This window comes from Microcoleus sp. w2-18bC1 (assembly GCF_036700365.1).
Taxonomy (GTDB): Bacteria; Cyanobacteriota; Cyanobacteriia; order Cyanobacteriales; family Microcoleaceae; genus Microcoleus.
On sequence record NZ_JAUBOS010000015.1, the window covers coordinates 11738 to 37867 of the forward strand.

The 26130-nt window shown below is 45.2% G+C and carries 27 protein-coding genes; 17 read left to right on the plus strand and 10 right to left on the minus strand.

Annotated features, from left to right (window positions below; translation table 11 throughout):
• Positions 1 to 120 precede the first annotated feature (120 nt).
• The 6 genes from QT979_RS11215 to QT979_RS11240 all read left to right on the plus strand — a co-directional run bounded on the left by QT979_RS11215 (position 121) and on the right by QT979_RS11240 (position 7072).
• Positions 121 to 2367 (plus strand): glycoside hydrolase, encoded by a 2247-nt coding sequence (locus QT979_RS11215; protein WP_333210873.1) that lies wholly within the window; start codon positions 121 to 123, stop codon positions 2365 to 2367.
• Between the two features lie 361 nt (positions 2368 to 2728).
• A complete protein-coding gene (locus QT979_RS11220) occupies positions 2729 to 5311 on the plus strand; it encodes a PAS domain S-box protein (protein WP_333309898.1) in 2583 nt (860 codons plus the stop codon).
• A gap of 11 nt (positions 5312 to 5322) precedes the next feature.
• The gene (locus QT979_RS11225; RefSeq protein WP_333309901.1) at positions 5323 to 5499 is read left to right on the plus strand and encodes a hypothetical protein; all 177 of its coding nucleotides are present in this window, start codon (positions 5323 to 5325) and stop codon (positions 5497 to 5499) included.
• 171 nt (positions 5500 to 5670) lie between these two features.
• On the plus strand, positions 5671 to 6063 hold the full coding sequence (locus QT979_RS11230; protein ID WP_333104178.1) for a response regulator: 393 nt from the start codon (positions 5671 to 5673) through the stop codon (positions 6061 to 6063).
• A 471-nt stretch (positions 6064 to 6534) separates the two neighbouring features.
• On the plus strand, positions 6535 to 6753 hold the full coding sequence (locus QT979_RS11235; protein ID WP_190655558.1) for a hypothetical protein: 219 nt from the start codon (positions 6535 to 6537) through the stop codon (positions 6751 to 6753).
• A gap of 106 nt (positions 6754 to 6859) precedes the next feature.
• Positions 6860 to 7072, plus strand: a complete 213-nt coding sequence (locus QT979_RS11240; protein WP_333210878.1) for a hypothetical protein — start codon at positions 6860 to 6862, stop codon at positions 7070 to 7072.
• A 192-nt stretch (positions 7073 to 7264) separates the two neighbouring features.
• On the opposite strand, the gene QT979_RS11245 is transcribed toward QT979_RS11240, so the two are convergent.
• The 3 genes from QT979_RS11245 to QT979_RS11255 all read right to left on the minus strand — a co-directional run bounded on the left by QT979_RS11245 (position 7265) and on the right by QT979_RS11255 (position 8477).
• A complete protein-coding gene (locus QT979_RS11245) occupies positions 7265 to 7408 on the minus strand; it encodes a chlorophyll a/b-binding protein (RefSeq protein WP_333082210.1) in 144 nt (47 codons plus the stop codon).
• A gap of 380 nt (positions 7409 to 7788) precedes the next feature.
• The gene (locus tag QT979_RS11250; RefSeq protein WP_333210880.1) at positions 7789 to 8043 is read right to left on the minus strand and encodes a hypothetical protein; all 255 of its coding nucleotides are present in this window, start codon (positions 8041 to 8043) and stop codon (positions 7789 to 7791) included.
• A gap of 74 nt (positions 8044 to 8117) precedes the next feature.
• Positions 8118 to 8477, minus strand: coding sequence for a hypothetical protein (locus tag QT979_RS11255; RefSeq protein ID WP_333172864.1), 360 nt, complete (start codon positions 8475 to 8477; stop codon positions 8118 to 8120).
• A gap of 588 nt (positions 8478 to 9065) precedes the next feature.
• Here QT979_RS11255 and QT979_RS11260 point away from each other — a divergent pair.
• From QT979_RS11260 to QT979_RS11270, 3 genes are all read left to right on the plus strand, one after another.
• On the plus strand, positions 9066 to 9575 hold the full coding sequence (locus tag QT979_RS11260) for an NYN domain-containing protein (protein ID WP_333210882.1): 510 nt from the start codon (positions 9066 to 9068) through the stop codon (positions 9573 to 9575).
• A 179-nt stretch (positions 9576 to 9754) separates the two neighbouring features.
• Positions 9755 to 10435 carry a ribonuclease III gene (rnc, locus tag QT979_RS11265; protein WP_333309906.1) on the plus strand — a complete coding sequence of 227 codons (681 nt, stop codon included), beginning with the start codon at positions 9755 to 9757 and terminating at the stop codon, positions 10433 to 10435.
• Between the two features lie 219 nt (positions 10436 to 10654).
• Positions 10655 to 11080, plus strand: coding sequence for a DUF1824 family protein (locus QT979_RS11270; protein WP_333210886.1), 426 nt, complete (start codon positions 10655 to 10657; stop codon positions 11078 to 11080).
• Between the two features lie 243 nt (positions 11081 to 11323).
• Here the strand turns inward: QT979_RS11270 and glgA are convergent, their stop codons facing one another.
• From glgA to hemC, 3 genes are all read right to left on the minus strand, one after another.
• Positions 11324 to 12751, minus strand: coding sequence for a glycogen synthase GlgA (gene glgA / locus QT979_RS11275; RefSeq protein WP_333210888.1), 1428 nt, complete (start codon positions 12749 to 12751; stop codon positions 11324 to 11326).
• A 420-nt stretch (positions 12752 to 13171) separates the two neighbouring features.
• Positions 13172 to 13996 (minus strand): S1C family serine protease, encoded by an 825-nt coding sequence (locus tag QT979_RS11280; RefSeq protein WP_333210890.1) that lies wholly within the window; start codon positions 13994 to 13996, stop codon positions 13172 to 13174.
• Positions 13997 to 14355: 359 nt separating this feature from the next.
• Positions 14356 to 15327 (minus strand): hydroxymethylbilane synthase, encoded by a 972-nt coding sequence (gene hemC / locus QT979_RS11285; RefSeq protein WP_333210892.1) that lies wholly within the window; start codon positions 15325 to 15327, stop codon positions 14356 to 14358.
• Positions 15328 to 15574: 247 nt separating this feature from the next.
• On the opposite strand from hemC, the gene QT979_RS11290 reads away from it, so the two are divergent.
• From QT979_RS11290 to QT979_RS11300, 3 genes are all read left to right on the plus strand, one after another.
• Complete coding sequence (locus QT979_RS11290; RefSeq protein WP_333309909.1) at positions 15575 to 15841, plus strand: hypothetical protein; 267 nt, start codon at positions 15575 to 15577, stop codon at positions 15839 to 15841.
• A 163-nt stretch (positions 15842 to 16004) separates the two neighbouring features.
• Positions 16005 to 16460: a type II toxin-antitoxin system antitoxin SocA domain-containing protein gene (locus QT979_RS11295; protein WP_333210895.1), complete on the plus strand. Its 456-nt coding sequence runs from the start codon at positions 16005 to 16007 to the stop codon at positions 16458 to 16460.
• Positions 16461 to 16901 (plus strand): MAG6450 family protein, encoded by a 441-nt coding sequence (locus QT979_RS11300; RefSeq protein WP_333309912.1) that lies wholly within the window; start codon positions 16461 to 16463, stop codon positions 16899 to 16901.
• A 102-nt stretch (positions 16902 to 17003) separates the two neighbouring features.
• Here the strand turns inward: QT979_RS11300 and QT979_RS11305 are convergent, their stop codons facing one another.
• Positions 17004 to 18056: a hypothetical protein gene (locus tag QT979_RS11305; protein WP_333309914.1), complete on the minus strand. Its 1053-nt coding sequence runs from the start codon at positions 18054 to 18056 to the stop codon at positions 17004 to 17006.
• A 145-nt stretch (positions 18057 to 18201) separates the two neighbouring features.
• Positions 18202 to 18762, minus strand: coding sequence for a hypothetical protein (locus QT979_RS11310; RefSeq protein WP_333309917.1), 561 nt, complete (start codon positions 18760 to 18762; stop codon positions 18202 to 18204).
• Between the two features lie 190 nt (positions 18763 to 18952).
• On the opposite strand from QT979_RS11310, the gene QT979_RS11315 reads away from it, so the two are divergent.
• The 3 genes from QT979_RS11315 to QT979_RS11325 all read left to right on the plus strand — a co-directional run bounded on the left by QT979_RS11315 (position 18953) and on the right by QT979_RS11325 (position 21765).
• Positions 18953 to 20038 carry a T4 RnlA family RNA ligase gene (locus QT979_RS11315; protein ID WP_333309919.1) on the plus strand — a complete coding sequence of 362 codons (1086 nt, stop codon included), beginning with the start codon at positions 18953 to 18955 and terminating at the stop codon, positions 20036 to 20038.
• A 175-nt stretch (positions 20039 to 20213) separates the two neighbouring features.
• A complete protein-coding gene (locus QT979_RS11320; protein ID WP_333309922.1) occupies positions 20214 to 21110 on the plus strand; it encodes a phosphatase domain-containing protein in 897 nt (298 codons plus the stop codon).
• Positions 21111 to 21180: 70 nt separating this feature from the next.
• The gene (locus tag QT979_RS11325; RefSeq protein WP_333309925.1) at positions 21181 to 21765 is read left to right on the plus strand and encodes a Uma2 family endonuclease; all 585 of its coding nucleotides are present in this window, start codon (positions 21181 to 21183) and stop codon (positions 21763 to 21765) included.
• 143 nt (positions 21766 to 21908) lie between these two features.
• Here the strand turns inward: QT979_RS11325 and QT979_RS11330 are convergent, their stop codons facing one another.
• Both QT979_RS11330 and QT979_RS11335 read right to left on the minus strand, forming a co-directional pair.
• Positions 21909 to 23444, minus strand: a complete 1536-nt coding sequence (locus tag QT979_RS11330) for a mercuric reductase (protein WP_333309927.1) — start codon at positions 23442 to 23444, stop codon at positions 21909 to 21911.
• Positions 23445 to 23460: 16 nt separating this feature from the next.
• Positions 23461 to 24192 carry a TVP38/TMEM64 family protein gene (locus QT979_RS11335; protein ID WP_333309930.1) on the minus strand — a complete coding sequence of 244 codons (732 nt, stop codon included), beginning with the start codon at positions 24190 to 24192 and terminating at the stop codon, positions 23461 to 23463.
• Positions 24193 to 24270: 78 nt separating this feature from the next.
• On the opposite strand from QT979_RS11335, the gene QT979_RS11340 reads away from it, so the two are divergent.
• Both QT979_RS11340 and QT979_RS11345 read left to right on the plus strand, forming a co-directional pair.
• Positions 24271 to 25299, plus strand: a complete 1029-nt coding sequence (locus tag QT979_RS11340) for an isochorismatase (RefSeq protein WP_333309933.1) — start codon at positions 24271 to 24273, stop codon at positions 25297 to 25299.
• 169 nt (positions 25300 to 25468) lie between these two features.
• A complete protein-coding gene (locus QT979_RS11345) occupies positions 25469 to 25957 on the plus strand; it encodes a hypothetical protein (protein WP_333210914.1) in 489 nt (162 codons plus the stop codon).
• Positions 25958 to 26130 lie beyond the last annotated feature (173 nt).

Genomic DNA, 26130 nt, shown 5'->3' on the forward strand with positions numbered 1-26130 from the left:
TACCAGTTGACTGTTGACTGTTTCCAATTACCAAATTTAATTGCCAATTACCAATTACCAAATTTAATTACCAATTACCAAATTTAATTACCAATTACCAATTACCAATTACTAAATTCAATGTCTCATCCCCTTTATGTAGCCTTCATTTGGCACCAACACCAACCGCTCTACAAATCCAGAGTATCAGCTAGCCCAGGAGCAGCTCAGTACCGACTGCCTTGGGTGCGCTTGCACGGAGTCAAAGACTACTTGGATTTAGTGCTCCTCCTGGCAAAATATCCCAAGCTTCATCAAACCGTAAACTTGGTTCCCTCCTTGATTTTGCAGATAGAAGACTGCATCGCAGACAAAGCATTAGACCCTTACTTGACGGTGACATTAAAGTCAGCAGAAATTTTAACCCTCCCAGAAAAAGAGTTCATTTTAGAACACTTTTTTGACGCCAATTACCACACTCTTATTCAGCCGCACCCCCGCTACGCTCAACTCTACACTCAGCGGCAGGAAAAAGGCATTCAGTGGTGTTTGGGAAACTGGAAATTGCAGGATTTTAGCGACTTGCTGGCCTGGCATAATTTAGCTTGGATTGACCCGCTGTTTTGGGACGACCCGGAGATTGCAGCGTGGCTGAAACAAGGACAAAATTTTAGTTTGGTAGACAGAAAAAACATCTACTCAAAACAAAAAGAAATCCTCGCTCGCATCATTCCCCAGCACCGTAAAATGCAAGCTGAGGGACAGTTGGAAGTCTCCACAACCCCCTACACGCACCCGATTTTACCGCTGCTTGCCGACACTAATGGCGGCCGCATAGCTATTCCAAACATGACGCTGCCACAACACCGGTTTCAGTGGGCAGAAGATATTCCCCGACACCTGAGAAAAGCCTGGGAAATGTATCAAGACCGGTTTGATTGCCAACCGCGCGGTTTGTGGCCGTCGGAACAAGCAGTTAGCCCGGAAATTTTGCCCTACATTGCCAAACAAGGCTTTAAATGGATAGTCTCGGACGAAGCTGTATTGGGGTGGACAATTAAACACTTTTTCCACCGCGACGCGACAGGGAATGTCTACGAACCAGAATTCTTATATCGCCCTTACCGTTTAGAAACTCCTGACGGCGATTTAGCTATAGTATTTAGAGACCACAGATTGTCCGACTTGATCGGGTTTACTTACGGTTCGATGGAACCGGAAAAAGCAGCATCAGATTTAGTGGGACACTTAGAAGCGATCGGCAGAACTCTCAAACACCGACAACCCGACGGTCAAACCGCTTTAGAAAATCCCTGGTTAGTGACGATCGCCCTAGACGGCGAAAATTGCTGGGAATTCTATCCCCAAGACGGCAAACCCTTCTTAGAATCCCTCTATCAAACTCTCAGCGATAATCCCGATATCAAATTAGTCACCGTCTCAGAATTTCTCGACAAATTCCCAGCAACCGAAACAATTCCCGCAGCCCAACTGCACACCGGTTCCTGGGTGGACGGTTCCCTCACAACTTGGATCGGCGATCCCGCGAAAAATCGTGCTTGGGACATATTAGGGCCCGCCAGACAAATGCTGGCAAACCATCCAGAAGCCACAGAAGAAACCAACCCAGAAGCTTGGGAAGCGCTTTATGCGGCTGAAGGTTCCGACTGGTTCTGGTGGTTTGGCGAAGGCCACACGTCGAACCAAGATGCCATGTTCGACCAGCTATTCCGCGAACACGTAGCGACAATTTACGAAGCTCTCGGCGAGCCCGTACCCCCGGAAGTGCGGCGACAAGTAGAGGTGCACGAGGTTCAAGGCGACCACCTGCCGCTGAGCTTTATTCACCCGGTGATTGACGGTATCGGCAACGAACAGGATTGGGACAAAGCCGGTCGGATTGAAGTTGGGGGAGCAAGGGGTACGATGCACCGGAGTTCGGCAATTCAGCGTCTTTGGTACGGGGTTGACCACTTGAATTTTTACATTCGCGCCGACTTCAAGGTAGGCGTGCGGCCGGGAATTGATTGCCCGCAGCAGTTAAATTTGTTCTGGTTTTATCCCGATCGCACGATGAACAACAGTCTGATCCCGCTGTCAGGTTTGCCTGACGAAGCACCGCTAAACTATAGATACCACCATCAGTTAGAGATTAATTTGCTGACGAAATCGATTTGGTTTCAGGAAGCAGAAGAGGGCGATCAGTGGCAGCCCCGCATTAGCCGCGCTCAAGTGGGAGTGGATAAATGTTTGGAGGTAGCAGTGCCCTGGGCGGATTTGCAGATTATGCCCGACTGGCAGGTGAGGCTAATTGCGGTTTTATCGGAAGGAAGTCGTTACTCTAGCTGTATGCCGGAAGATGCTTTGATTCCGATCGGAATGCCGTAAAAAGTCATTAGTCCTTAGTCATTAGTCATTAGGCTGTAGGGGCGGGTTGCACCAGCTTTCATAGAACTGCCAACCCAAATAAATATAAACCCGCCCCCTGAATTAGTCCTTAGTCCTTAGTCATTTTTTGAACCAACAAACAATTAAATAATTATCAAATTATATTAAATTGGGGCTTCAACTCTGGCTACTTAATGCCTTAATAACTTCGATCGCGTCCGGTCTATCTAAGGCTATAAAATTTGTTGTAGTGAAGGCTTCATTGCCTCCTAGAAAAGAGGACTTAGGTCCTGACTACCAAACATATAATGGTTAATTTACCGGACATCATATCATTAGTCATGGGGAAATTAACAAACTAATGAGCCGCATTTTACTCTTGGTCGATCGCCACCAACAACTTAATTTGCCGATCGCCCACCTCAACACCGAGCATGAGGTGATCGTACTCGATCGCGCTTTAGATCCCAACTCCGAATTTCCCATTCCCCAAATCGCTTTTGACTTGTGCATTCTTGACGAGGCAAATTTCGATCGCATCGGGCCGCTGGTAGAATCATTAAAAACAGCCGCCGAGCCGATATTTTTACCGTTCTTGCTGGTTAGTAAATCCCAAACGCCTGCTCTTGCTGAGCAGCTATTTTCGCAGCAGATCAAACAACTCGAACGCAGAATAGACGATGTGATAGTAAGTCCTGTCGAACCCACCCAACTGCACTTGCGGGTAGAGAATTTGTTGGCCCGAAGGCGACTGTCGGTAGAACTCCACAGACTTCAAGAAGTAATTAAAGAACGGAATTTTACAGAAAGTTTGTTAAAGGACTCGCTGCAAACGGCAAACGAAAACCTGCAACGGGAAATCGCCAAGCGGGCGGAGGTAGAAACTGCACTGCGAGAAAACTCCTATCTCGACTTGCTGATGAATGCCATGCCAGATATTGTCTGTTTCAAAGATGGCGAGGGCAGGTGGCAGGAGGCAAATCAAGCGATATTGGAAGTGTTCGAGCTAGAACAAATAGACTACCGTGGTCTTAAAGATTCTCAGCTAGGAGAACTCAGCATTTTTTACCGCGAGGCGCTACAGGCGTGCGAGGTGAGTGATCAAGAAGCGTGGGAAAAAGGTGAGCTTTCTAGGGGAGAAGAAGTGATTCTCCGCTCAAACGGTACTGTGAAAATCTACGACGTGATTAAAGTACCCGTATTTCACCCCGACGGCAGACGCAAAAGTATAGTGATTTTGGGTCGCGACATTACCGAACACAAGCAAACTAGAGACGAACTCGTGCGCTTGGCGTCGATTGTCGAGTCTTCCGACGACGGCATCGTCGGCAAAACCCTCGCCGGGACAATTCAGAGCTGGAACGCAGGAGCAGAGAAGATTTATGGCTACTGTGCTGCGGAAATCAAGGGGCAGTCGATCGAGATTTTAGCCATACCCGAACGCCCCAAGGAAATGCCCCAAATTTTGGAAAATATTAGGGCTGGAGCCACCATCGACCATTACGAAACCGTACACTTGCGGAAAGATGGTCAACAGATAGATGTGTCCCTGACGATTTCTCCGATTAAAGACGCGACTGGAGCGGTAACGGGGGTTTCGACAATCGCTCGCGACATCAGCGACAGCAAGCGAGTCGAAAAAGCCTTTGAACAACTCCGCCACCAAACAGAAATGATTTTGTTCTCCGCAGGAGAAGGAATTTGCGGGTTGAACAAACAGGGAAAAGTAACTTTTGTCAATCCTGCAGCGGTGAGAATGGCTGGGTGCGAATCGAAGCAATTGATCGATCGACCACTCTATGAAAGTTTACACCGTTCACAGCAAGAATGCTCAAGGGCGATCGAGCAACTCTCACCTGCAACAGACATCTATTCAGGCTCTGAACTTGTCCCACACTGCGCCGCACCGCAGGCGGACAAACGGCTGCCGCCGAGGGTAAGTTCTCAAAGGGTAAGTTCTCAAATTTTAGCCACATTGGAAGACGGAGAGGCGCGCCGCGTCACGGATGAGGTTTTTTGGCGGCGAGACGGCAGCAGTTTTCCGGTTGAGTACGTTGTCGCTCCGATGCGAGAAGAAGGCGAAATTATTGGAGCTGTGGTGACTTTTAAAGATATCACGGAGCGGCTTGCCGTCGAGCGCATGAAAGATGAATTCATCTCTGTTGTCAGCCACGAACTGCGGACGCCCATGACCTCGATTCACGGTGCCCTGGGCCTCCTCAACAGCGGCCTGCTTGACGCTTACCCCCAGAAAGCTAAGCGGATGCTGGAGATTGCTGTCACTAACACTGACCGTTTGGTGCGCTTGGTCAATGACATCCTAGATTTAGAGCGGATGGAGTCGAGTTACAGCACTGCCATCAAACAAACTTGCAATGTGGCTGACCTGATGTTGCAGGCGGCTGACGAGATGCAGGGAATGGCTCAGCAGGCGGGAGTTACTCTGTCGGTGAAGCCTGTGGGGGCGCAATTGCAAGCTGTTCCCGATCGGCTAATTCAAGCCTTGACAAATTTACTCAGTAATGCTATAAAATTTTCCCCCTCCGGCGCTACGGTTTGGCTGAGCGGGGAGTTGACCCACAATCCCGATTTGGCAGAAAAAGCAGCGCACAAGTCGGTGTCGTCTCCGTCTTTGTTATCTCCTGAGCCTGCCGCCGCGCCTCCGCATTTGCCAGTTCCGAGCTCGTGGTACATCGTGATTGCTGTGAAAGACCAAGGGCGGGGTATTCCGCCAGACAAACTGGAGATGGTTTTTGAACGCTTTCAACAGGTTGATGCTTCTGATTCTCGCCAGAAGGGAGGTACTGGTTTGGGGCTGGCTATTTGTCGCAGTATTGTGCAGCAGCACGGGGGGCGGATGTGGGTGGAGAGCGTTGTGGGGGAGGGCAGCACTTTTTTCTTAAGTCTGCCACTTCTGAGGGAGGGGCTTGCAACTGAAAGTTAATTTCTACCTAGGTGTACCCAAAGTTACTGATTTGGTGCAGATTGTTCGATCGAGTCATCGACAAACAATCTCAGCCTTTTCGGCAGTTTGGGGACTGGGGGCAAAAAGCACAATTTGAGGTCGAAAAGTGGCTGTTTTTGGGTGGGATATTTTACAGCAACCGCGCCAGACGGTTAGGATGTTCTTAGTTGAAATCCTGCAGCTCGATTGCAACTTCGGTCTTCCTTGTTCCTTCTTCCTTCAACATCTGCTATACAGTTTTGAAAATTTACTGTAAAGTCCGATCGGGTAAGATAATTTGCTTTACAAAATATTCGCATTTCGCATCTAATCTATGATCAGTTCTCATTCATAAAAAAATGTTAATTTTGACTGCCAAGCGCATCTTGGTTATTGACGATGCGGAAGATATTCGGGAAGTAGCTCAAGTCAGTCTTGAACTGGTGGGGGGCTGGGAAGTCCTGACAGCGAGTTCGGGCCGCGAGGGTGTTGCTAAGGCTCTTGCCGAACAGCCTGATGCTATTCTATTGGACGTGATGATGCCCGACCAAGACGGGCCTACTACTTTTATACAGTTACAAGCTAATAAGGCTACGCAGCACATTCCGGTAATTTTATTGACAGCTAAGGCTCTGGCTGGCGACAGGCGGATGTTCGCGGATTTGGGGGTGGTGAGTGTGATTGCTAAGCCTTTTGAACCGATGTTTTTGGCGGCTCAGGTCGCTGAAGCTTTGGGCTGGGAGCAAGAATAGATCGATCGCCCGCATTGAATTGTGCAGCTTTTCAAGCAGTAGTTTTGCAGGCAAAGAGAGTTAAAAAAACTTGGTTTCTTTGCTAGGGTTCCTTAGAGAAAATCCGGTTGATCGGACAGGATATATGTAGCGACTTAGGCGCCGTGCCTATCGTCCTGTCAGCTTCAGACTAAAAACCGCAGTCCCGAAGGCGTTTAGGCGTTTCAACCCTGCCGATATTTGAGGTGAAATTGACACAGATAGATGATGCCTAAGTCCCTATTTCTAGTGCGTTCATTTAACCGAATTCGGCCTCAGCCATGAGAACAGTATTCCTACTGATGTATCGGGAAAATATAAGCTAGCAGGATTATTTTACTTTTTGTAACAACTCACTCGTCTTCATAAGTTCTTCAGGTTTTAGTTTTATGTTTAAGCAGAACGTCAGGGATCGCTCCTGACTGTTGGCAGACACATTGGGAGAAGACGACTATGCCCTCAGCTTACATTTTGCTACTAATAGTTTCTCTGGCAGCAGTCTGGGTTTACTGGCAAACCTCTCAAGATATTTTTGTTCTTGTGGCTTGGGCCGGGTTGGGTTGTTTTATTTGGGGTTTCTCTTGGGCTCCTTGGAGCGTTCAGCTTTTGATTGTGGTGTTACTGTTGGGCCTCCAAAAGTGCTACTTGCGCGACGCTCAAAGCTGTGAGTGAAAGAGATTTTTTATTTTTGTGCCTGGAATTGAGATGTGCAGGCATTTGTGAATCTCTCTAATGATTTGGTTATCGCTCCATATCTTCAAAAAAGGTTTAAAATATCATGAATAGTTGCCCTTGTTGCTCCTCTAAATTGCTCCGCCACGCTCGCCACAATCGCGTTTATTGGTTCTGCTCGCACTGCTGGCAGGAAATGCCGGATCTGTCGGAGATGATTTTACTTAAGGGGGGGCGGACTAACAAACGCGACGGTTTGGTGAAACATCCGGCTTTGACTCCTAAATTGAGGATTTTGGATTCCGTAGGAATTGCTTAGTTTGCTGGAGTTAGTCTCGCGATAAATATTGAGACGGAAAAGATTTTTGATTGTGCCATTTGTTGGATTTTTTGATTAAAAATGCAAAAGCCCCCTCCGTGTGAAGTGAAGGGGACTTATTAGCGGGGGGCTTTTGCACTTGTGATGGGGTCGATCGCCTGAATTTCAGCTATTAGTATGCAGTTAAGCTGATTACATCAAACCGATTTGAGAGAGAATGCCTTGACCGGTGAGGAATTCGGTAGCTAAGCCGATAACGAAGCCCAACATTGCCAAACGGCCGTTCCAGGTTTCAGCAAACTCAGTGAAGCCAACTTTTGCGTTTTTGTTTTCCATGACCAGAAACCTCGTTTAATTTCAACCTTATGTAACTAAACTTAACACAGCAGTACAAAGTTTGCAACATATTTTTACATTTACTGTTCAAATGCCGGAGATCAGCGGGATGATCCCGCAGGGAGATGGGCTCGCGGGCGATCGCATCGGAGGCGAGAAACCCGGTTTCTACGAGATTTTGCGACGAGCCACGAAAAATACAAGAAGAAACCGGGTTTCTGAGGTCAGGGCGCGTGGGTCGAAGGATGTCAGAAAAATAATTTTTAGTTAACATAAAATAGCAAAAATCTAGTGACACTCCGCCTGGGTTGCCCCGGAAGAGCAAACCCTAATTGTTTCGCACACAGCATAATTCCGGGGCACCATGCAATCTGAATCTATTAGATGCGAAGGTATTTCACAAAAATACTCATCACCTCACCACTTTTAGCAGTTGGTAGCAGGGGACTCCAGACACCAACCTCAGCGTACCCGCGCGCGTGGAGTAGGTAAATTGTACTCCTGACAGCTTGGGGAGAACCTATCAGCAGATGTTTGAGGGGTTCTTTCTCAGGATTTGCTGTGTCGGGAGTTAGCTGGGACGCGGGAAGTTGAATGGCGTCGCTGCTGGAATTGGATAAAAAACTCTGTGTCACAGTGATTAAAGGCTTTTGCTAGTTGAGTGCTACATCCAAAAAATACAACACCCAGCCCGCTTGACGCCACCAATTCAGTGTAAATATTCCCCTATTTTCTTAGATTTGTTTTTGATTCGTTCTAGTACCTCCTCCAAAAAATCTTCATTTTTGCCAGCAACCTCTATCATCTCTCGCAGCGTGTCAGCGTATGACAAGGTACGCTTGTGGTGGTCTGGCATTTTTTCAAAACTCGGCCCCCACCGCTTGACGGCATCAATATTAACGCCTAAAACCTTTACCAGAAGCAGGTTGCAACGCGCTTTGTAGCCTCTGGCTTTTTCTTCTTCTTGTGTGGCGTGGAACCACCGACGGCAAAAATCCCAAGCTTCCATTGACTCACTCAGCCAGCTAAACCATTTGTCGCGTCGCGACGTTCTGCAAGTTCGCAACATAGGGTAAAAATTACACTGTTTTAGGATTATGGTATCATCCCATTTGGTGTAAAATTTCCCCTAATAGACTATAGCTGAGAATTGAGACTTACCCACAAGTAGCCAGAAACCGGGTTTTTTTGCGAAAATACTTCGCTGCATCCCGCAGATTCGATAAAAAACCCGGTTTCTTTTGTCGGATCGCATAAGTCCCGTTCATAAAATCAAGCTCAAAAAATAAATCAGATTACCCATTGACATTTTAGAATTAATGTGCAAGCATCAAAGTAGTATAGCTGAGATAAACACCCTCATTCAAAAGCAAGGAGTGTTGGTTAAGTCGTCTCAGCGAGGATGATGGGTTTATTTCGGCTGGCACAACATTTGTTTAAATGTGTATATCAACGGGTTTTTAGAACCCCTAGCCGAAGTTTACACATCGTATCGCTGAGACGCTAACCAAACAACTACAAACTAAATTCATAGTTTCTTACTAGAGCCATTTGTTAAATGGGCGAGCTCATTTTTGAGCGAACCCAAAAACAATACTTCGTGCTAGATGGGTAATTTATTGATGCTGTCTGCTCACCCTTTTTTAGGAACGATTCAATGACAGACAATCATCGAACCACAGGCCAACAAAAAAGCCAGTCTCAGCCTTTAGTTTCCATTTATTGGGATCATCAGAACATCCCAGATAAAAAGCTAGCAAACAACTTCTTACTTTTGGGAAATTCATTGGGATATGTAGTCAACAGAAAAGCTTACGACTATTGGGAAAAAGACCACAAGGTTTATCAAGAAAAAAAAAGAACCTTAGTTAATCTTGGCTGGGAATGTGTTAATGTATATCAGACAATCAGAAATGCTGCTGACTTTAGTTTGTTGTTCGACTGTTCTGGTGAAGCAGCAATTAGTCCATATTCACATACATTTATCATTGGGTCTGGAGACGGCTATAACGAAATCTTGATTCCTAAGCTGCAAGACAAGGGTAAAAAGGTGATAATCGTGGCTCGACGAGATAGTGAAAATAAGAATCTGGAAAGGCTCGCCAATGAATTCTACTTTCTGGATGAATTACCGAAGTTGCTTGAAAGCTACAAACTAGCAGCCTAAATGTCCCTGAAATTTACCTCGCCGCAGATAGCAAAAATCTAGTTTATTTGATAAACTAGATTCTCCCAACCTACCGCTATTTGCGGCTCTTTCATGTCCACATAATAACACCAAAGTCCACAAACAATAACCCTTACAAAACTCCCATGCAATTAACTAACCCAACAAAAGAAATACAAATGACCATTCCCGAATTCAACAATGAAAAACTGCTGCGCCAAGCACTAACCCATCGTTCCTACGTCAACGAAAACCCCACATTCCGCGAAGAAGACAACGAACGCTTAGAATTTCTCGGCGATGCTTTGCTGACTTTTCTCAGCGGCGAATATCTCTATCAGCGTCATCCAGAAATGGGAGAAGACCAACTGACTCGCCGGCGTTCTGCATTAGTAGATGAAAAACAATTAGCCAGATTTGCTACTGAAATAGGTTTAGACTTAAAAATGCGGCTCGGAAAAGGAGCTTATCGAGAAGGTGGGATTACTAATCCAAATTTGCTCAGTAGCACTTTTGAAGCATTTATTGGCGCTTACTATCTCGACACGCAAGACATGGACAAAGTTCGCAGCTTTGTCCAACAAATGTTTGATTCTGTTCCCGAAAATGTAGTGGAAACTCGATCGACTGTAGACTCGAAAAATCGCTTCCAAGAATGGGTACAGGCCAATGGTGACACGACTCCCCCCAAATACGTGACTATCCAAGCAGGAGGCACACCCCACAAGCCGGAATTTCTCGCTAAAGTTTATGTTGCAGAGAAACTCTATGGAGAAGGTAAAGGCAAAAGCAAAAAAGATGCTGAGAAAAATGCGGCAGAAGATGCACTAGCAAAGCTGAAAAAACGCGGATTGATCTAAATTTGAAAACATCGGTAAAAACTACTAACTTTTTTGTGCGATACGGGCATTGGCGAAGTCCTCGAAGACGATCGCCCGAATTGATTGCCAGAGCACACAATGGGCTATAATCAGAACTTGTGCAAGTGTTACCGCCGTCGATCGAGGGTCGCAATGGCAGAAATTCGTTGACGAGTACCCCAGTGTCGATCCTAATTTTGGGAAATATCAGAGCAATTCATGTCTACTCAAAACCCGACTACCCTAACTGTTGAAGAAGCACAGCAAATCCTCAAAGATTTCACTTGTCTGGATATGCAATCTGTAGCATCGCCGTTGGAAAAAAAGGCACTCCGTCAAGCGATTTTGCTGGTAGCAAGTTTGTCGGATTATCAAATGTTGGGAGTGTGCGCTTCTTCGATGGATGAGGGGTTTTTAGCTTTAGAAGCTTATTTAAAAGCTTTGGGATATCAAGCTGTTTTAGAGCCCAATGCTGTCTCGACCTTTGCGGGTTCCGTTTATATTAAGTTCAATACTTTGAAGGGGTCGTATTATGTTGACGGCTATCCCGGAACTTACCGGGGCGTTTTGATTTCGTGTCAATCTGCCTCAGAAGATGGAGTTACTGGCACTTATGGTCATTTACCTCTCGATTTATTTGATTAATTGGTCATTAGTCAGTAGTCATTAGTCAGTAGTCAGTCGATCAACTAAATTGAATCAAAAACCGACTGAAAGCATCCAGGATACAAGCCCCCGAATTTATCCGTGGGGTCAATGCTTCAATCTAAAATCTAAAATCTAAAATCTAAAATCGATTGACTGACTGCGGACTAAGCTGTAGGGTGCGTCAGCCGATCGCCCTTCGATTCAGTCGAATCAAACACCGACTGACGCACCTTACTAAGATTAACCCTTACCAACGATCAATTCTGGCTCTTGTTCCGGTGCGATTCCTTCGGGTGGCAGTCCCAAAATATCGCTGTACAAGTTGACGTATTTCCGGGCCGAAATATCCCAGCTAAAATCTTCTCTCATGCCGCGCTGTTGCAGTTCTCTCCACTTATCTTTGTAGCGGAAACCTTCCCAAGTTCTGATCATGCAGGTGAACAAGTCCAGGGGTTCGTAGCGATCGAAACAGTAACCGGTACCGGTATTGTCGATCGGGTTGTTGTGGGAAACGGTATCGACTAAACCGCCGGTGCGACGAACCATTGGCACGCACCCGTAGCGGAGGGCGAGCATTTGACTGATGCCGCAGGGCTCGAAACGGCTGGGCATCAGGAAGCTGTCGCAGCCTGCGTAAACGCGCCGGGAGAGGGCCTCGTTGTAAAGTAGTTGGGTGGACATCCGACCGGGATAGCGGGCTGTCATTTGCCAGAGTTGGGTTTCGTAGTAGCGATCGCCCGTTCCGAGTACAATAAATTGAGCGTCGGTATAGGCCATGAACAGATCGAGCATTTGAATTATCAAATCCAATCCTTTCTGTTCTACCAGCCGCGTCACCATGCCGATCAAAAAGGCATTTTTATTTACTTCCAAACCGACTTCTTCTTGCAGCGCAATTTTATTAGCGGGGCGCTTTTCAATAGTATCAACACTAAATTGTTGATGGAGGTACTTGTCAGTTGCTGGGTTGTAAGATTCTGTATCAATTCCATTCAAAATGCCCGATACTTTACCGCCGAGGTAAGACAGCAAACCTTCCAAAGTTTCCCCATAAGCTGGGGTTTTGATTTGCTCGGCGTAAGTCGGTGAAACTGTATTTACTCGATCGGCAAACTGTACTGCGGCAGCCATTGTATTGTGACCTTGCATATACCAAGGACACCAAGTCATCTGCTCCAAACGCCAGCGCCACGGCCCTTGATAAGCTAAATTGTGAATAGTAAAAACCGTGCTGATATCGGGGTCTTGGCTCATCCAAACAGGTATCATCCCCGTATGCCAGTCGTGACAGTGAATAATTTGAGGCTTCCAATGATTCCAGGCAAATTCAGCCGCAGCATTGGCAAAGAAAGTGAACCTCCAATCTTCATCTACACCGCCGTAAACGCGGCGCGGCAAGAAAGATGGATGTTGTAATAAGTATAAAGGTACATCGGTTCCCGGCAAAACAGTTTCAAACACCGAGAAGCTTTGGAACATGGCAGACCCATCCCAAACAGGTTTTTTGGGAACGTCCATTTTGTCGGGGACGAAACCGTAGTAGGGCATGAAGATGCGGACATCGTGGCCCATGCGCCGCAGAAATTTCGGCAAAGCGCCGACGACATCGCCCATACCGCCGACTTTGGCGAGGGGTGATGCTTCGGCGGATACAAATAAAATACGCATTATTTTTTTGTGTTCCTTGAGATTGTTAGTCTAGATTAAGTTTAAATGGCGAGTGGCACAATATTAACGCGCCTGCCAAAAACAAGTATAAATCTGAGTTGCTGTAGCGATCGCAGTTTACTCAAGAATGCGATCGCCCTTTTTCCATCCGCGTCGCTGTGCAGTGAAAAAAATAGTCCTCGCCCCGACTCCCCTCCCGCGACAATTTTCAGGTTCTAATCAAATTTATATGTCACTTTCTGAATGACGGTAAACATCAAAAATGGTATGCTGTTTGAGATTTTTTACGCATTAGTAAAACTGAACGCAAAGCCCTCAATATGTAATTCAGTATGTAATTAAAAAAATAGCGATCGCCTTTTCCATCCCCTCTGAGAACAAGGGCGATCGCCCGAATCACATATTACGGATAACTCCCGACTAATTCTGAGAATTCTCCTCAAATGTCTCCTCAAATCCCGCTAGAAAATCATCCAAAGCTTCAGAGGCGATCGCCAAATTAATACTGTCGGCATCTTCCAATCCCCAGGTATTCACACCAACCACTTGACCAGCCATATTAATCAACGGGCCGCCAGAATTTCCCGGATTAATCGCCGCATCAGTTTGCAACACCTTCACCTCAGCAACATCATCTTCATCGTCGCCTTCCTCATATTCCTCTGGTTCGCGAATTGCACTCACAATACCTTGAGTTACAGTTGAAGCAAACTGCCCCAAAGGATTGCCGACGGCAATTACTCTATCTCCCACTTTCACATCAAAAGACAACTCTAGGGGAGGATATTCTTGGGGAGAGTCCACTTGTTCCCCTGTATTCGGGTCGAAGGTAAAATCGCTAATTAAGAGTAATGCTAAATCTTCTTCAGCATTACCAGTAAACACCACCTCGGCCAATCTCAATTTTCCGTCGTGAGTTTCGACTAAAACCTGTTCGATTTCATCTTCTTCATAGAAGTAATCTTGATCGGCAATATCTTCTACGACGTGATAGTTCGTAACAATTATGTCCGGCGATACAAAGAACCCACTTCCTGAAGAAATCTCTTCTTCTGTATCCCAATCCATGACGTAAATTGAAACTAAGGACGGCAAGACTTGCTCGACTACATCAGAAAAATTTCCTGCTTGAGTTTTGAACTCTTTCAATTGCTTCTGCAAAGCTTGTTGGTCTGCTTGCATTTTTCTATATAGTTGCTGAACCTTTTTCAATTCCAGCTTTAATTGAATTTCTCTAGCGCTCATATTGGGCCTTTACCTGAAATAAATTGCTGATTAATTTTGGATGTTTGATTGTAGATTGTGGATGGGGATGTTAAGAATTATAGGACTTACGAAAAAAAAACCGGTTTTTACCATAAATCTTGGGCTATACAGCGAGACTTACATCAGAAACCGGGTTGCTTAACACCCGTGCGGATCGTCCTAAATTAGTCAGATATTTTTGAAATCTATCGCACAAGTCCTACCTAAAATCCCATCAAAAATCTACAATCAGACTGCTACTCTACCTGTGAAAGCCAAAGCAAACCGCCTGTTATTTTTATTTTACAAAAGGCGATATATTGCGTCTCAAAGCATTTACAAACAGATGCGAATCGGTTTTATGAACCACGTTGAACTTCGACAAATATTTCCTCCAAAATTGCACTAGCACCCTGTTGGCGCAGTCGGTGAGCGAGGTCAATTCCCAGCATTTCAGCAGTCTCGGCGGCGCCGGAAACAGTATCTTTGACGAATCGCTGGCCGTCGAGACTCGATACCATTCCGGTTAAGGTTAATTGACCGTTTTCTATTTTGGTATTGACGCCGATCGGCACTTGACAGCCGCCTTCTAATTCCCGCAGAAATGCGCGTTCAGCATAACATCTTTGGGCGGTTTCCGAGTGTTCAAGAGCTTTAATCACTGCCATGATTTCGGTGTCTCCGGCGCGGCATTCGATGCCCAAAGCACCTTGTCCGACGGCGTGAAGGGAGATTTCAGCAGGGATAATTTGGTGGATGCGATCGCCCATTCCCAATCTTTCGAGGCCGGCAACTGCTAAAATAATCGCGTCGTAACCTCCCTCATCTAATTTAGCGAGTCTAGTATTGAGATTGCCGCGAATATCTTTAAATTCAAAATGAGGGAAATGGTGTCGCAGTTGAGCTAGCCGCCGCAGGGAAGAAGTGCCGATTACTGAACCTTCTGGGAGGGTGTCGAGTTGCTTGTCTTTGTGCTTGGAGTGAACTACCAGGGCGTCAGCGGGATTTTCCCGTTCGGTGACGCATCCTAAAATTAAACCTTCGGGCAAATTGGTAGGCAAATCTTTGAGGGAATGAACGGCAAAGTCCGTTTCATTGTTAATCATCCCCGTTTCTAATTCTTTGGTGAAAAGTCCTTTATCGCCAATTTTAGCGAGGGCGACATCAAGAATTATGTCCCCTTGGGTGGACATGGTGTGGACTTCAAAAGTGTGTTGCGGGAAGTGTTTCTGTAGCTGTTCTTGCACCCAGTGGGTTTGCACGAGAGCGAGTTGGCTTTTGCGGGAACCGATGCGAACGGTTCGGGAAGGGGCAGATGTGGTTGGGGACATAAGATCGATCGGAGGATAGCTTGAAATCAGCCAATATATTCACCTGATCTAGCGTACCGCAGGTGGGGACTTTAATTGCTGGTTGGGATAATTCGGGCGATCAAATAGAAATACCAGATTTTGACCGCCTGTTTGAAAAAAGGATGCAACGGTAGGCAAGCTCCAAACCTTTACATAATAAGCCCTTGCCAATCTAAAATCTAAAATCTAAAATCTAAAATCTAAAATGGTATGACCGCCAGTAGCAGTGAGCGTTGATGATGTTTCCCATCCAGCATTGGGCGTCGCTGGCATGGGGGCGATCGACATTCCGAAGCAAAGGCTGCCGATGATGTACTATTCACTGAGAGGTTGCACCATTGTCAATAAGCCTTTTAGGAACTGGCAAGATGCCCGTTCCACAAGAAAATCTACTCTTTGTGGAACAGGCATCTTGCCTGTTCTTGAGAATGGTGCAAGATGTACGATTTACCTAGGGTCGATCCGGATGAACCTGGTTGGCATGACGAGTTAGCTCAGCAGCAGCGAGAAAGAATTAGCTCAAAGGTTGCGGGATTTGGGGAGAGAAATGTAGTTGCGAGGGGAAAAGGGCGATCGTAATTGCGATCGTACTTCTAAAGCCACCAAATAGCTTAGCATCAAAAGTGAATTTGTCAAATTACTAAAATCCTAAAACTATGAAAAGTGCTCTTGACGTAGCTCGTTACTTTTTATGTCGTGTCGATCGAGAAGCAGGCGATACCATTTCTCCTCTGAAACTGCAAAAGCTCGTGTATTATGCACAAGCTTGGAGTTTAGTCTTTAGAAGCCAGCCGCTATTTGAGCAAGATATTGAAGCTTGGGTTTCCGGCCCCATTGTCCGCGATGTTTGGGATGAGTACAAAGCTTACAAATATAGCGATATTCCAGCTCCAGATAATTTTGAAGAAGAATTTGATGAAGATGAGATCGAGGTTCTCGAAGAAGTTTGGAATGCTTATGGAGAATTAAGTGCTAAACATCTTGCAGAATTGACGCAATCAGAGACACCTTGGCTCAACGCCCGCAAGGGATTAGAACCTGCCGAAACCTCAACTAAAATCATCTCCCGCGAGGATATGAAATCCTGCTATGCACCTTTGGTGGAGGCGTAAGTGGGGAAAAAAAGTCAAATACCAAAGCCATCTCAAAAAAAGCAACAAAGTAGAATTCCAGAGCAAGCAACTCAGTTAAATCGACCAAGCAGTACAGATGATGAGCATCCTAGCTTCAGATTTACCTATGCAGATAAAAATCGTTGGCTTTTGTCTGACTGGACATCATCAGAAATCAATGACCTAATTGAAGGACTAAAGAAAATTGATAAATATACTTGGGGCCAAATCAAAGGTCACGGATCAAAAAAACGAGGTGAATCAGTGGGAACTGGTTATAAGTTGATTAACCTTCATCCGACTTTGCCTGACAATATTCCTGAAGATGAGAGGTTATCCGAAATGCGAATTGATGAGAAAAAACGGATATTTGGGTTTCGCGTTCAGTCTGTTTACTACATCATTTGGTTTGACCGCGACCATTCAGTTTGTCCAGAATAAAGTTTATGAGGAGTGAAAAAGGTCGATTCCCTACCCTGCGGGAACGCACGCGCGTTCGGGATAGCTTGGCTCGCCCGTACCTTTTCCATTTATCACCCAAATTTAACGTTGGCCTGCTTGAAGTGCAGAATTTGCTATCTGGACAACTTCTTGCTGCCGTGCGTTTTTCCTTGTGACTCGGTACAGCACCCCCAGCCTTTGCCACTCAACAAAAGCAGTGCAGTAAGCACCGCAATTATTGAAATAAATCCCCCTGAATCCGCCCGCCAATTCAACGCTTCTGTAAGTATCCTGCGGCAATCGGGAAGGAGGCGAAAACGGTTCATTTCTTTTAGCTTCGATTGTGCCGAAATAACAGGCTCCGGCGCGGCATCCTTTGCCTAAATACATTCCCACAATGTAACCGTTGGCACCGGCTTGCACATCAAAATCAAGTTGCTGAATGTCTGATAAAGGAAGTCTACTCGGAAGAAAAACAGGCACTCGCGTTTTGCCTTTGATTTGTCTGAAGATGTTACTCGCAGGAAAACGACTGTTAGCCTGTTTTGCGCCTGAATAATCGGGGATTGAGGGAAACTTTTGCACAAACTCTCTCCACTGCACAACTCTATTTTTAGCAATGTTGAGAGTGGGAATCGAGTATTTTTCTAGTGCAAAAGAAGGGCGACCGTTGTTCAGGTTGAAGTTGCGGCGAATCACTGTAATTTCGGGTTTTCCTAAGCCGTAAGCTGTGGCTATGGAACGGGCGAGATTGCAGGTAATTTTGAAGCGTCCCATCTCAATACTGCCATTTTCTGCTTGATAAGACCAATTGTAACCCTCAGAAGCACGATCGCGATCGCACAAAAAACGCGAAATCTCAAACATCTTGGCAATATGAACATCGTACAACCGCAACTTGCGGCTGCCGGCAGATGTTGCAGTGTTGCGATCGGGTACAATAAATTGTATCGGTTGCCAGCTATCTTCAGGGGAATAATTAAACCAGCGGATTTCTGTAATCGGGACTTGAGTCCTTGCTAACGCTGAGTTTGGTGTCAAAGGTGCGTGAAGCGAAGCTATCCCGTTCCCCGCAGGGGTTCCCGAAGGGTAGGGAATCGTAAAAGCAGTCACCACACCAGTAAAAATCGCCGCCAATAGCCATTTTCCCCTCATCCTCATTTCTCCCTAAGTAGGTAAGCGCAAAAAAATATAGCATCTTGTAAGGGGCGAGTGCGAGTTAAGATATATCATACAATAAACGTAAGGTGCGCCCTTACGCACCCTACATATAGAAGTTGTGCCTCTCCGACTGCCAAACTTAACGCTTCCCACCTTGAATAGCAGAATTTCCTATTAAAATTAAATCAGATTCTCGTCCGTTCTTAATGGCGACGGTATACATAAAACCCTGAGTTTTCCATTGAAGAGTTGCTGTGCAGTAAGCCCCGCAACCGTTATGATAAACTCCTTTCACTCCGCCCGCAAGTTTGACATTTTTTAACGTCTTAGTTACCCCTTCTAGTTTTGTAGTAAACTCCCCGCCTTTTTGACCTAGAATTGACCCAAAAGAGCAAACTGTCGTACCGCCGCAATCTGGTTTATGATCGATTGAAATAGCATAGCTGTTTGCTTGTGCTGTAGTTGGATAGTACATTTTTCCCGAAAGCGGAATCCTGCTGGAAATAAAAATAGGCACTTGCGTTTTGCCTTTTAACTTTTGCAAAATTTGATTTACCGGAACCGCAGTGCCTCCTTGAGCAATTTGTGTTGTTCCCGATTGTCGCTGCGACAATTGCGAAGAGCCAAAAACAACCGAGAGAGGTACTAAAGCAGTCAATACACCAGCAGAAGTAGCCAAAAGTAATAATTTCTTCTTCACGGTCTTTTTCCTTAATATTCCAAGAGTTTAGTTGGGCGGCAAACCGCATTCACCTATCTACAACCCTAATTCAAAATACCAAATTAACACTCGCTTTTCCGGGAAAAATGTTTTTTGACTATCTTGACAAGGTTGCCAGAATATGAAGTCATCTATAATATAGAGAAGGCGAGCAATTTAGGAGTCGATCGTGGAACTGCAAGAGTATTTGCGCCAGTACGGATTGGAAACTTTGTCCGAAACTTATCATATCAAAGTTACCCGCCACCGCCAATATCCCGATTTAGTCTGTCTGAAATACTCGCAGATAGAATCTCCCCTGGGCGAAAAAATAGTCCAGCAGTGCCGAGGCATTATTTTAGATTCATCTCAAAATTGGCAGATAGTTTCTTATCCCTACGACAAATTTTTTAATTACGGAGAAATTCACGCCACTGCAATTGATTGGACAAATGCCAAAGTTTACGAAAAACTAGACGGTTCTCTGACTGTACTGTATTTTTACAAGGGAGAATGGAGAGTGCAATCTAGCGGCACTCCCGACGCCGCCGGCGAAGTTAATGGTTTTGGGTTCAGCTTTGCCGAACTTTTTTGGAAAGTCTGGCAAGAATTGGGATATCAATTGCCACAAGAAACCGACCAGTGTTTTATCTTTGAGTTGATGACGCCTTACAATAGAATAGTTGTCCAGCAACAAAACAATCAAATCGTGCTGCACGGGGTTCGCAACACTCAAACGCTGCTAGAAACAGACCCGAGTCTTTGGGCAAATAAATACGGCTGGGAATTGGTAGCATCCTATCCTTTAACTAGCTGGAAAGAAGTTATTGAAGCGGCTCAACATTTAGATCCGATGGATTCGGAAGGGTATATTATCTGCGACGCTAACTTCAACAGAGTTAAAGTTAAGTCTCCGCAATATGTCGCGATTTCCCATCTCCGCGAAGGGTTTTCGACCCGCCGCCTGATAGAAATTGTTTTAACTAATGAAGGAGAAGAGTTTTTAGCTTATTTTCCTGAGTGGAGTGGGTTGTATCAACAAGTTAAGGACAAATATCAATCTTTGGTTGAAGAAATCGAGGAAGCTTACCGACAGCATGAACATATCGAAGTTCAGAAAGATTTTGCCTTAGCTGTGAAACATTTGCCGTATTCCGGGATTTTGTTTTCTTTGCGGGCCAGAAGAGTTGCGGGAGTGAAAGAAGCTCTCCGCGATGTTACTATTCATAAAATAGAGGATCTATTGGGTTTAGATTACATCCATCTAGGTTTGTAGAAGAAGGCACGACACGGATTTTGACACGGATAGACGGATTAATTATCGAGCGTGAGGCAGATGTTTAAGGAAGAGGGAAAAGGGAAGTTCGGCAACGGATTATGTAACGGATGTAACGGATGTCAGGAAGAGGTAAGTATTTAAACAATGCCCAATGCCCAATGCCCAATGCCCAATGCCCACTGCCCAATTACCAATTACCAATTACCACTTACCAATTGCCATGAAAAGAGTTATTGTACTTGTCGGTTTACCTGCTTCGGGAAAATCTCAATTTGCTAGGGAATTGCTGCTGTCTGAACCTGCCAAGTGGGTGCGTAGCAATAAAGATTTGCTCAGAGAAATGGCTCACGCTTCTCATTGGTCGCCGGCAAATGAAAAGTTTATTGTGAAATTGAGAGATACGATTATTTTGATGGCTTTGGAAAGTGGCAAACACGTCATTGTTGATGATACTAATTTTGGTCATCACATCGAGCATATCAAGGAGTTGGTTAAAGGTAAAGCTGTTGTCGAAGTTAATGATTCTTTCCTGCAAGTTCCGGTTGAAGAATGTATTAAACGGGATTTGAAAAGGCTTAATTCGGTGGGCAAAGATGTGATCATGAAGATGTACAATAAGTATGTGCGGGTTCCGGTTGGGCCGCCGGAATATAACCCGGATTTGCCGGATGCAATTATTGTTGATATGGACGGTACGCTGGCACTTCTCAACGGTAGAAATCCTTTTGATGCTTCAACGTGCGATCGCGATTTACCGAATCAGCCCGTCTTAGATACCGTTCGCAAGTGGCAAACCAGCGCCCATATTATTGTAGTGTCGGGCCGAACAGATGACTGTCAGCCTCAAACTGAAAAATGGTTGCAGCAGTATGAGGTTAATTATGCTGCCCTTTATCTGCGGAAAACCGGAGATATGAGGAAGGATGCGATTATGAAAGAAGAGTTGTATCGGCAGCATATTGCAGGGAAATATAATGTTAAGTTTGTGTTGGACGATCGCCAGCAAGTTGTTGATATGTGGAGAGGCTTGGGATTGACGGTATTCCAAGTAGATGAAGGGGATTTTTGACCTATGGTTTTTCTGACAATTGTCCCATGCCTAATGCTATAATCAAAGTAACATTACAAAAAATTTTGTTATGATAGCCATTCCCCAAGCACCCCAAAAAATGACGGTTGAGGAATACCTAGAATGGGAAGCTCAACAAGAGATTCGCCACGAATATGTCAACGGCGAAGTTTTTGCCATGACAGGCAGTACAATTCCTCATAACGATCTGGCACTTAACTTTTACAGGAACTTGTACCCGCATCTGCGTTCCAGAGGCTGTCGAATGAACGTGTCAGATGTTAAATTGCAAGTTAACTTTCAAAGCCGTTACTACTACCCGGATGTGATAGTCAGTTGCGATCCAGAAGACATTAATTCACGCAATTTCATTCAGAATCCTAAAATCATTGTGGAAGTTCTTTCTCCCAGTACAAGTGCTAAAGATCGGGATGAAAAATTCACTTGTTACCTAAAAATTCCGACTTTGCAAGAGTATATCTTGATTGATTCACAAAAGATTTTTGTTGAGCGTTACTGTCGGGGCGAGGGCAGAATGTGGCTGTACTATTCTTACACTGCTGGGGAGATTATCACTTTATCAAGCATTGAGTTTGATTTGCCGATCGCACTTTTGTATGAAGGTGTTGGATTGGAAACAGAAACAGAAGGATAAAAACACACCTAATTTTGCAGCTTTTTTATGAACAGGCAAGATGCCTGTTCCACAGAGAGTGAAATTTAGTTTGTGGTGGGCTTAGACGCCGCCCATAAAAGCCGATAATGAACAAGCAAGATGCCTATTCCACAATTATTTACTTATCGCGTCCAAGCCAGCCAGCGATTAAACAAATTTTTCACAAACGGAGTCAAACGAGTGCGATTGTAAGCATCTCCCGCTTTCCGGATTGCATCAGCTTGTGTGGGATACGGGTGAATTGTGCTAGCAATCTTTCCCAAACCAATATTGTTAACCATTGCCAAAGTAATCTCGCTAATCATATCCCCAGCGTGCGGCGCTACAATAGTTGCACCTAATATTTTATCGCTGCCTTTCTTGACGTGGATTTTCACAAATCCTTCCTCTTCGCCGTCAATAATTGCCCGATCGACTTGACTGAAAGGAATTAAAAATGTATCTAGATCAATGCCTTTTTCCTTAGCCTCGTGTTCCCCAATTCCCACGCGCGCAATTTCCGGGTTTGTGTAAGTACACCAAGGTATCGTCAAAGCGCTGAGTTTTTTGCGCCCGAAAAATAGAGTGTTTTGAATTACCATTCTCGCGGCAAAATCAGCAGCGTGAGTAAATTTATGTTTCATGCAAATATCGCCGGCGGCATAAATGCGGGGATTAGTAGTTTGCAAGTTGTCGTTGACAAATACGCCCGTGTATGTATCGTATTCAACGCCGATCGCCTCCAGATTCAGCCCTTCCACATTGGGCGATCGCCCTGTACTCACAATAATTTCATCTACTGTTACCGATGCTTCCTTACCCTGAGATTTATAATAAATTATTTTGCCTGCATTTGTTGGCTCAACGCGCTCTATTGTGGATTCTAGTATTAGTTGAATTTCTTCGCGTACAAAAGCCTGCTGCACGATTTTAGCAGCATCCGCATCTTCTTTGTCTAAAATCTGAGCATTTTTGTGCAGCAATACGACTTCCGAACCCAGCCGCCGAAAGGCTTGACCCAATTCGCAGCCGATCGGCCCTGCGCCAATTACTGCCAAACGCTGAGGTCTTTCCGTCAGGTTAAACACAGTTTCATTTGTCAGATATCCAGCTTCTTGTAAGCCGGGAATTTGTGGTTGTAGCGCCCTTGCACCTGTGGCAATTACTGCTTTTTTAAAGCGAAGAGTTTGACCTGCAACTTCTATGGTATTATTGCTAGTAAAACTACCCGAACCTAAAAAAACATCAACTCCTAATTTGTACTGGTAGCGTTCAACAGAATCAACATCGCTGATTCCCGCCCTGATGCGGCGCAGCCGTTCCATCACAGCGGCAAAATCCACTTCTACACTGTCAGAAACATTAACACCAAATTTATTGGCTTCCCAGATATCGCCAACAGTGCGAGACGATCGAATTAAAGCTTTTGACGGCACACAACCGACATTCAAACAGTCGCCGCCCATCAAATGTTTTTCAATCAAAGCAACTTTCGCGCCCAAACCCGCGGCACCGGCAGCAACAATTAATCCAGCGGGCCCCGCGCCAATTACTACTAAATTATAAGAACTAGCCGGCTGCGGATTTACCCAATCGGGGGGATGCAAATAGGAGACTAATTTTTGGTTGTGCTCGTCCATCGGGGGGACAGTTACGCGATCAACTTTTGACTGCGACATTGGCCAATTCTCCTAATTAAATACTTTTTTCCAAAGCTTTGCTGGCTATGCGAGTGATAAATACAGTAACAGCGACAGTAGCAAGAAAACTGATAATATTAATCAACCATTTTACTGCGGAATCTTGAGGACTTTCATACACAGTTGCCGTGCCTATCGCAGCAACCTCTCCCACCAAAGAACCGGAGTAAACGTACATAATTGTACCCGGTATCATGCCAAAGGAACCTAATACGTAATCTTTCAAAGAAACTTGAGTGATTCCCAGAGCGTAATTCAATAAATTGAAAGGAAATAAAGGACAAAGACGAGTCAAAAAAACTATTTTTAATCCTTGTTGGGAAACTGCGCGATCGAGAGCTTTAAACTTGGGGTGAGATTCCATATATTTTACCACGCGATCGCGGCACAAATAGCGCCCGATCGCAAAAGCAAATACAGCACCTAAAATGGACGCCGCAAAAACGTAAACAGAACCCCACCACAAACCAAAAATCGCCCCCCCTCCCAGCGTCAGTAGCGAACCCGGTACAAACAGCACAGTAGCCAAGTTATAAGTAGCTACAAAAGCCACTGGCCCCCACCACCCTAAATCCTCGATCCGCATTAACAGAGTTCTCAAAACATCTTGAACGTAGGCAGATCTAGTTGCTACAATTAAGATAGCAAGCAAAAGTGCGATCGAAAAAAACAACAGTATGCGTTTAAATTTTACCCTAGCATAATCTTGGATTCGTGCTTTTGCCATGATTCACCCGCAAATATTGATCAGCATTATACTCCAAACTTAAATTATTACTGTCAACTACCATAAAAGCGATAGGTTATGACACCAAAAGCCCAACTCCCAATCCCCGAACATTTTGACCCCAAAAAAATAGGCGAAGTCTGGCGAGTCCCCTACCAAGAACGCGCCACCCAAGCGAAAGATTGGGCAAAGCAGCACAACATCCAACCAGCATCCAGCGACAAAAACCGCATTTGTTTGATGATAATCGATGCCCAAAATACCTTTTGTCTGCCCGAATTTGAATTATTTGTGGGCGGGCGTTCGGGTAGCGGTGCTATCGATGACAACCTGCGGCTGTGCGAATTTATTTACCGCAATTTAAACGCGATTACAACCATTGCGCCGACAATGGACACCCACACCGCCATGCAAATTTTTCATCCAATTTTTTGGATAAACGAAGCTGGCGAACACCCCCTACCCGCCGCAACTTCTATTACACTTGAAGATGTCGAAAAAGGCATTTGGAAAGTCAATCCAGCCGTCGCCGCTAGCATCAGCGGGGGCAATTTTTCAGCACTGGAAAAACAGGCTTGCCACTACGTCAAAAAACTCAGCGCCGATGGGAAATACCCCCTGACAATTTGGCCCTATCACTCGATGCTGGGTGGCATCGGACACGCGCTGGTTTCTGCGGTGGAAGAAGCAATATTTTTTCATACTATAGCCCGCAACAGCCAAGCACTTTTTGAAATCAAAGGGGGGAATCCACTGACAGAAAACTATTCGGTTTTGCGGCCGGAAGTTTTAGATGGATTCGACGGCAATCCGATTGCGGAAAAGAATGCTAAGTTTATTGATAAATTACTCGATTTTGATGCGGTAATTATTGCCGGACAAGCCAAAAGTCACTGCGTTGCTTGGACAATTGATGATTTGTTAACGGAAATTTTGGCGCGAGATCCGAATTTGGCAAACAAGGTTTATTTGCTGGAAGATTGCACTTCGCCTGTGGTTGTTCCGGGTGTTGTTGATTTTACGGAACAAGCAGATGCAGCTTATCAAAAATTTGCGGCGGCGGGAATGAATATTGTTCAATCTACTCAGTTAATTCTGGGGGATTAAAGACGTTTGTTTTCTGTTGAGGTTTTCAGTGCAAAAAAGTATACCTTATTCACCAGTGACGGTAATTTTTGTTAGCTGGGAAGTTTGCTGCGATCGCATTTAACGGATTACTTATGATATCATATCCGAAAAATCACTTACTGTAGAAGTGTAATCAAGGAGTTTCCTGATGGCTGCAAGCGAAATTTATAGTGTTGTTCCTTTTCGGGATGCGAGTGTGCGAGCAATTTCAAAACTCTCGGTAGCCATCGCCACGACTCTTCTGAGCACAGTTGTCACTGCAACCCAAGCCTACGCAGTTCCCGTAACCTACGATTTCACCATCACTGTTACCAAAGGCGGGTTAGCGGGCAATTCCTTCGACGGTTCTTTCAGCTACGATGATGGCAAATTGAAGGGAACGGGAGTCGAAGAATTGGGAATTACTGAGGGATTAACTACCTGCCTAAATTACCTGGGACGCACTTATCGCGAAACCGATGATACCAGTTATCCTAACTTTCCCACACTCAGATTTGAGGATGGTAAGATTACACAACTAAACTTCTGGATTCAGCCGAATCAGCGAGTTAATTGGTGGAATTTACCTGGATGGGAAGTCAAGCTGTCTGAGCCTAAAATGAGCGACTCAACTGTTCCCAATTGTCAAAAACGGTGAGGCGTACTCAAGGTGCAATCGAGGGTAAAAATATACGAGAAATTAGATGCAACTGCCTACGCTTACGGTAATTTCAGGCAGCCATGCTACCAAGGTGCGATCGCCGATCATCTGCTGGGGCGATCGAATATTTGCGATATCGAGGAACGAATGACTCAAAGATTGTTTGAAAA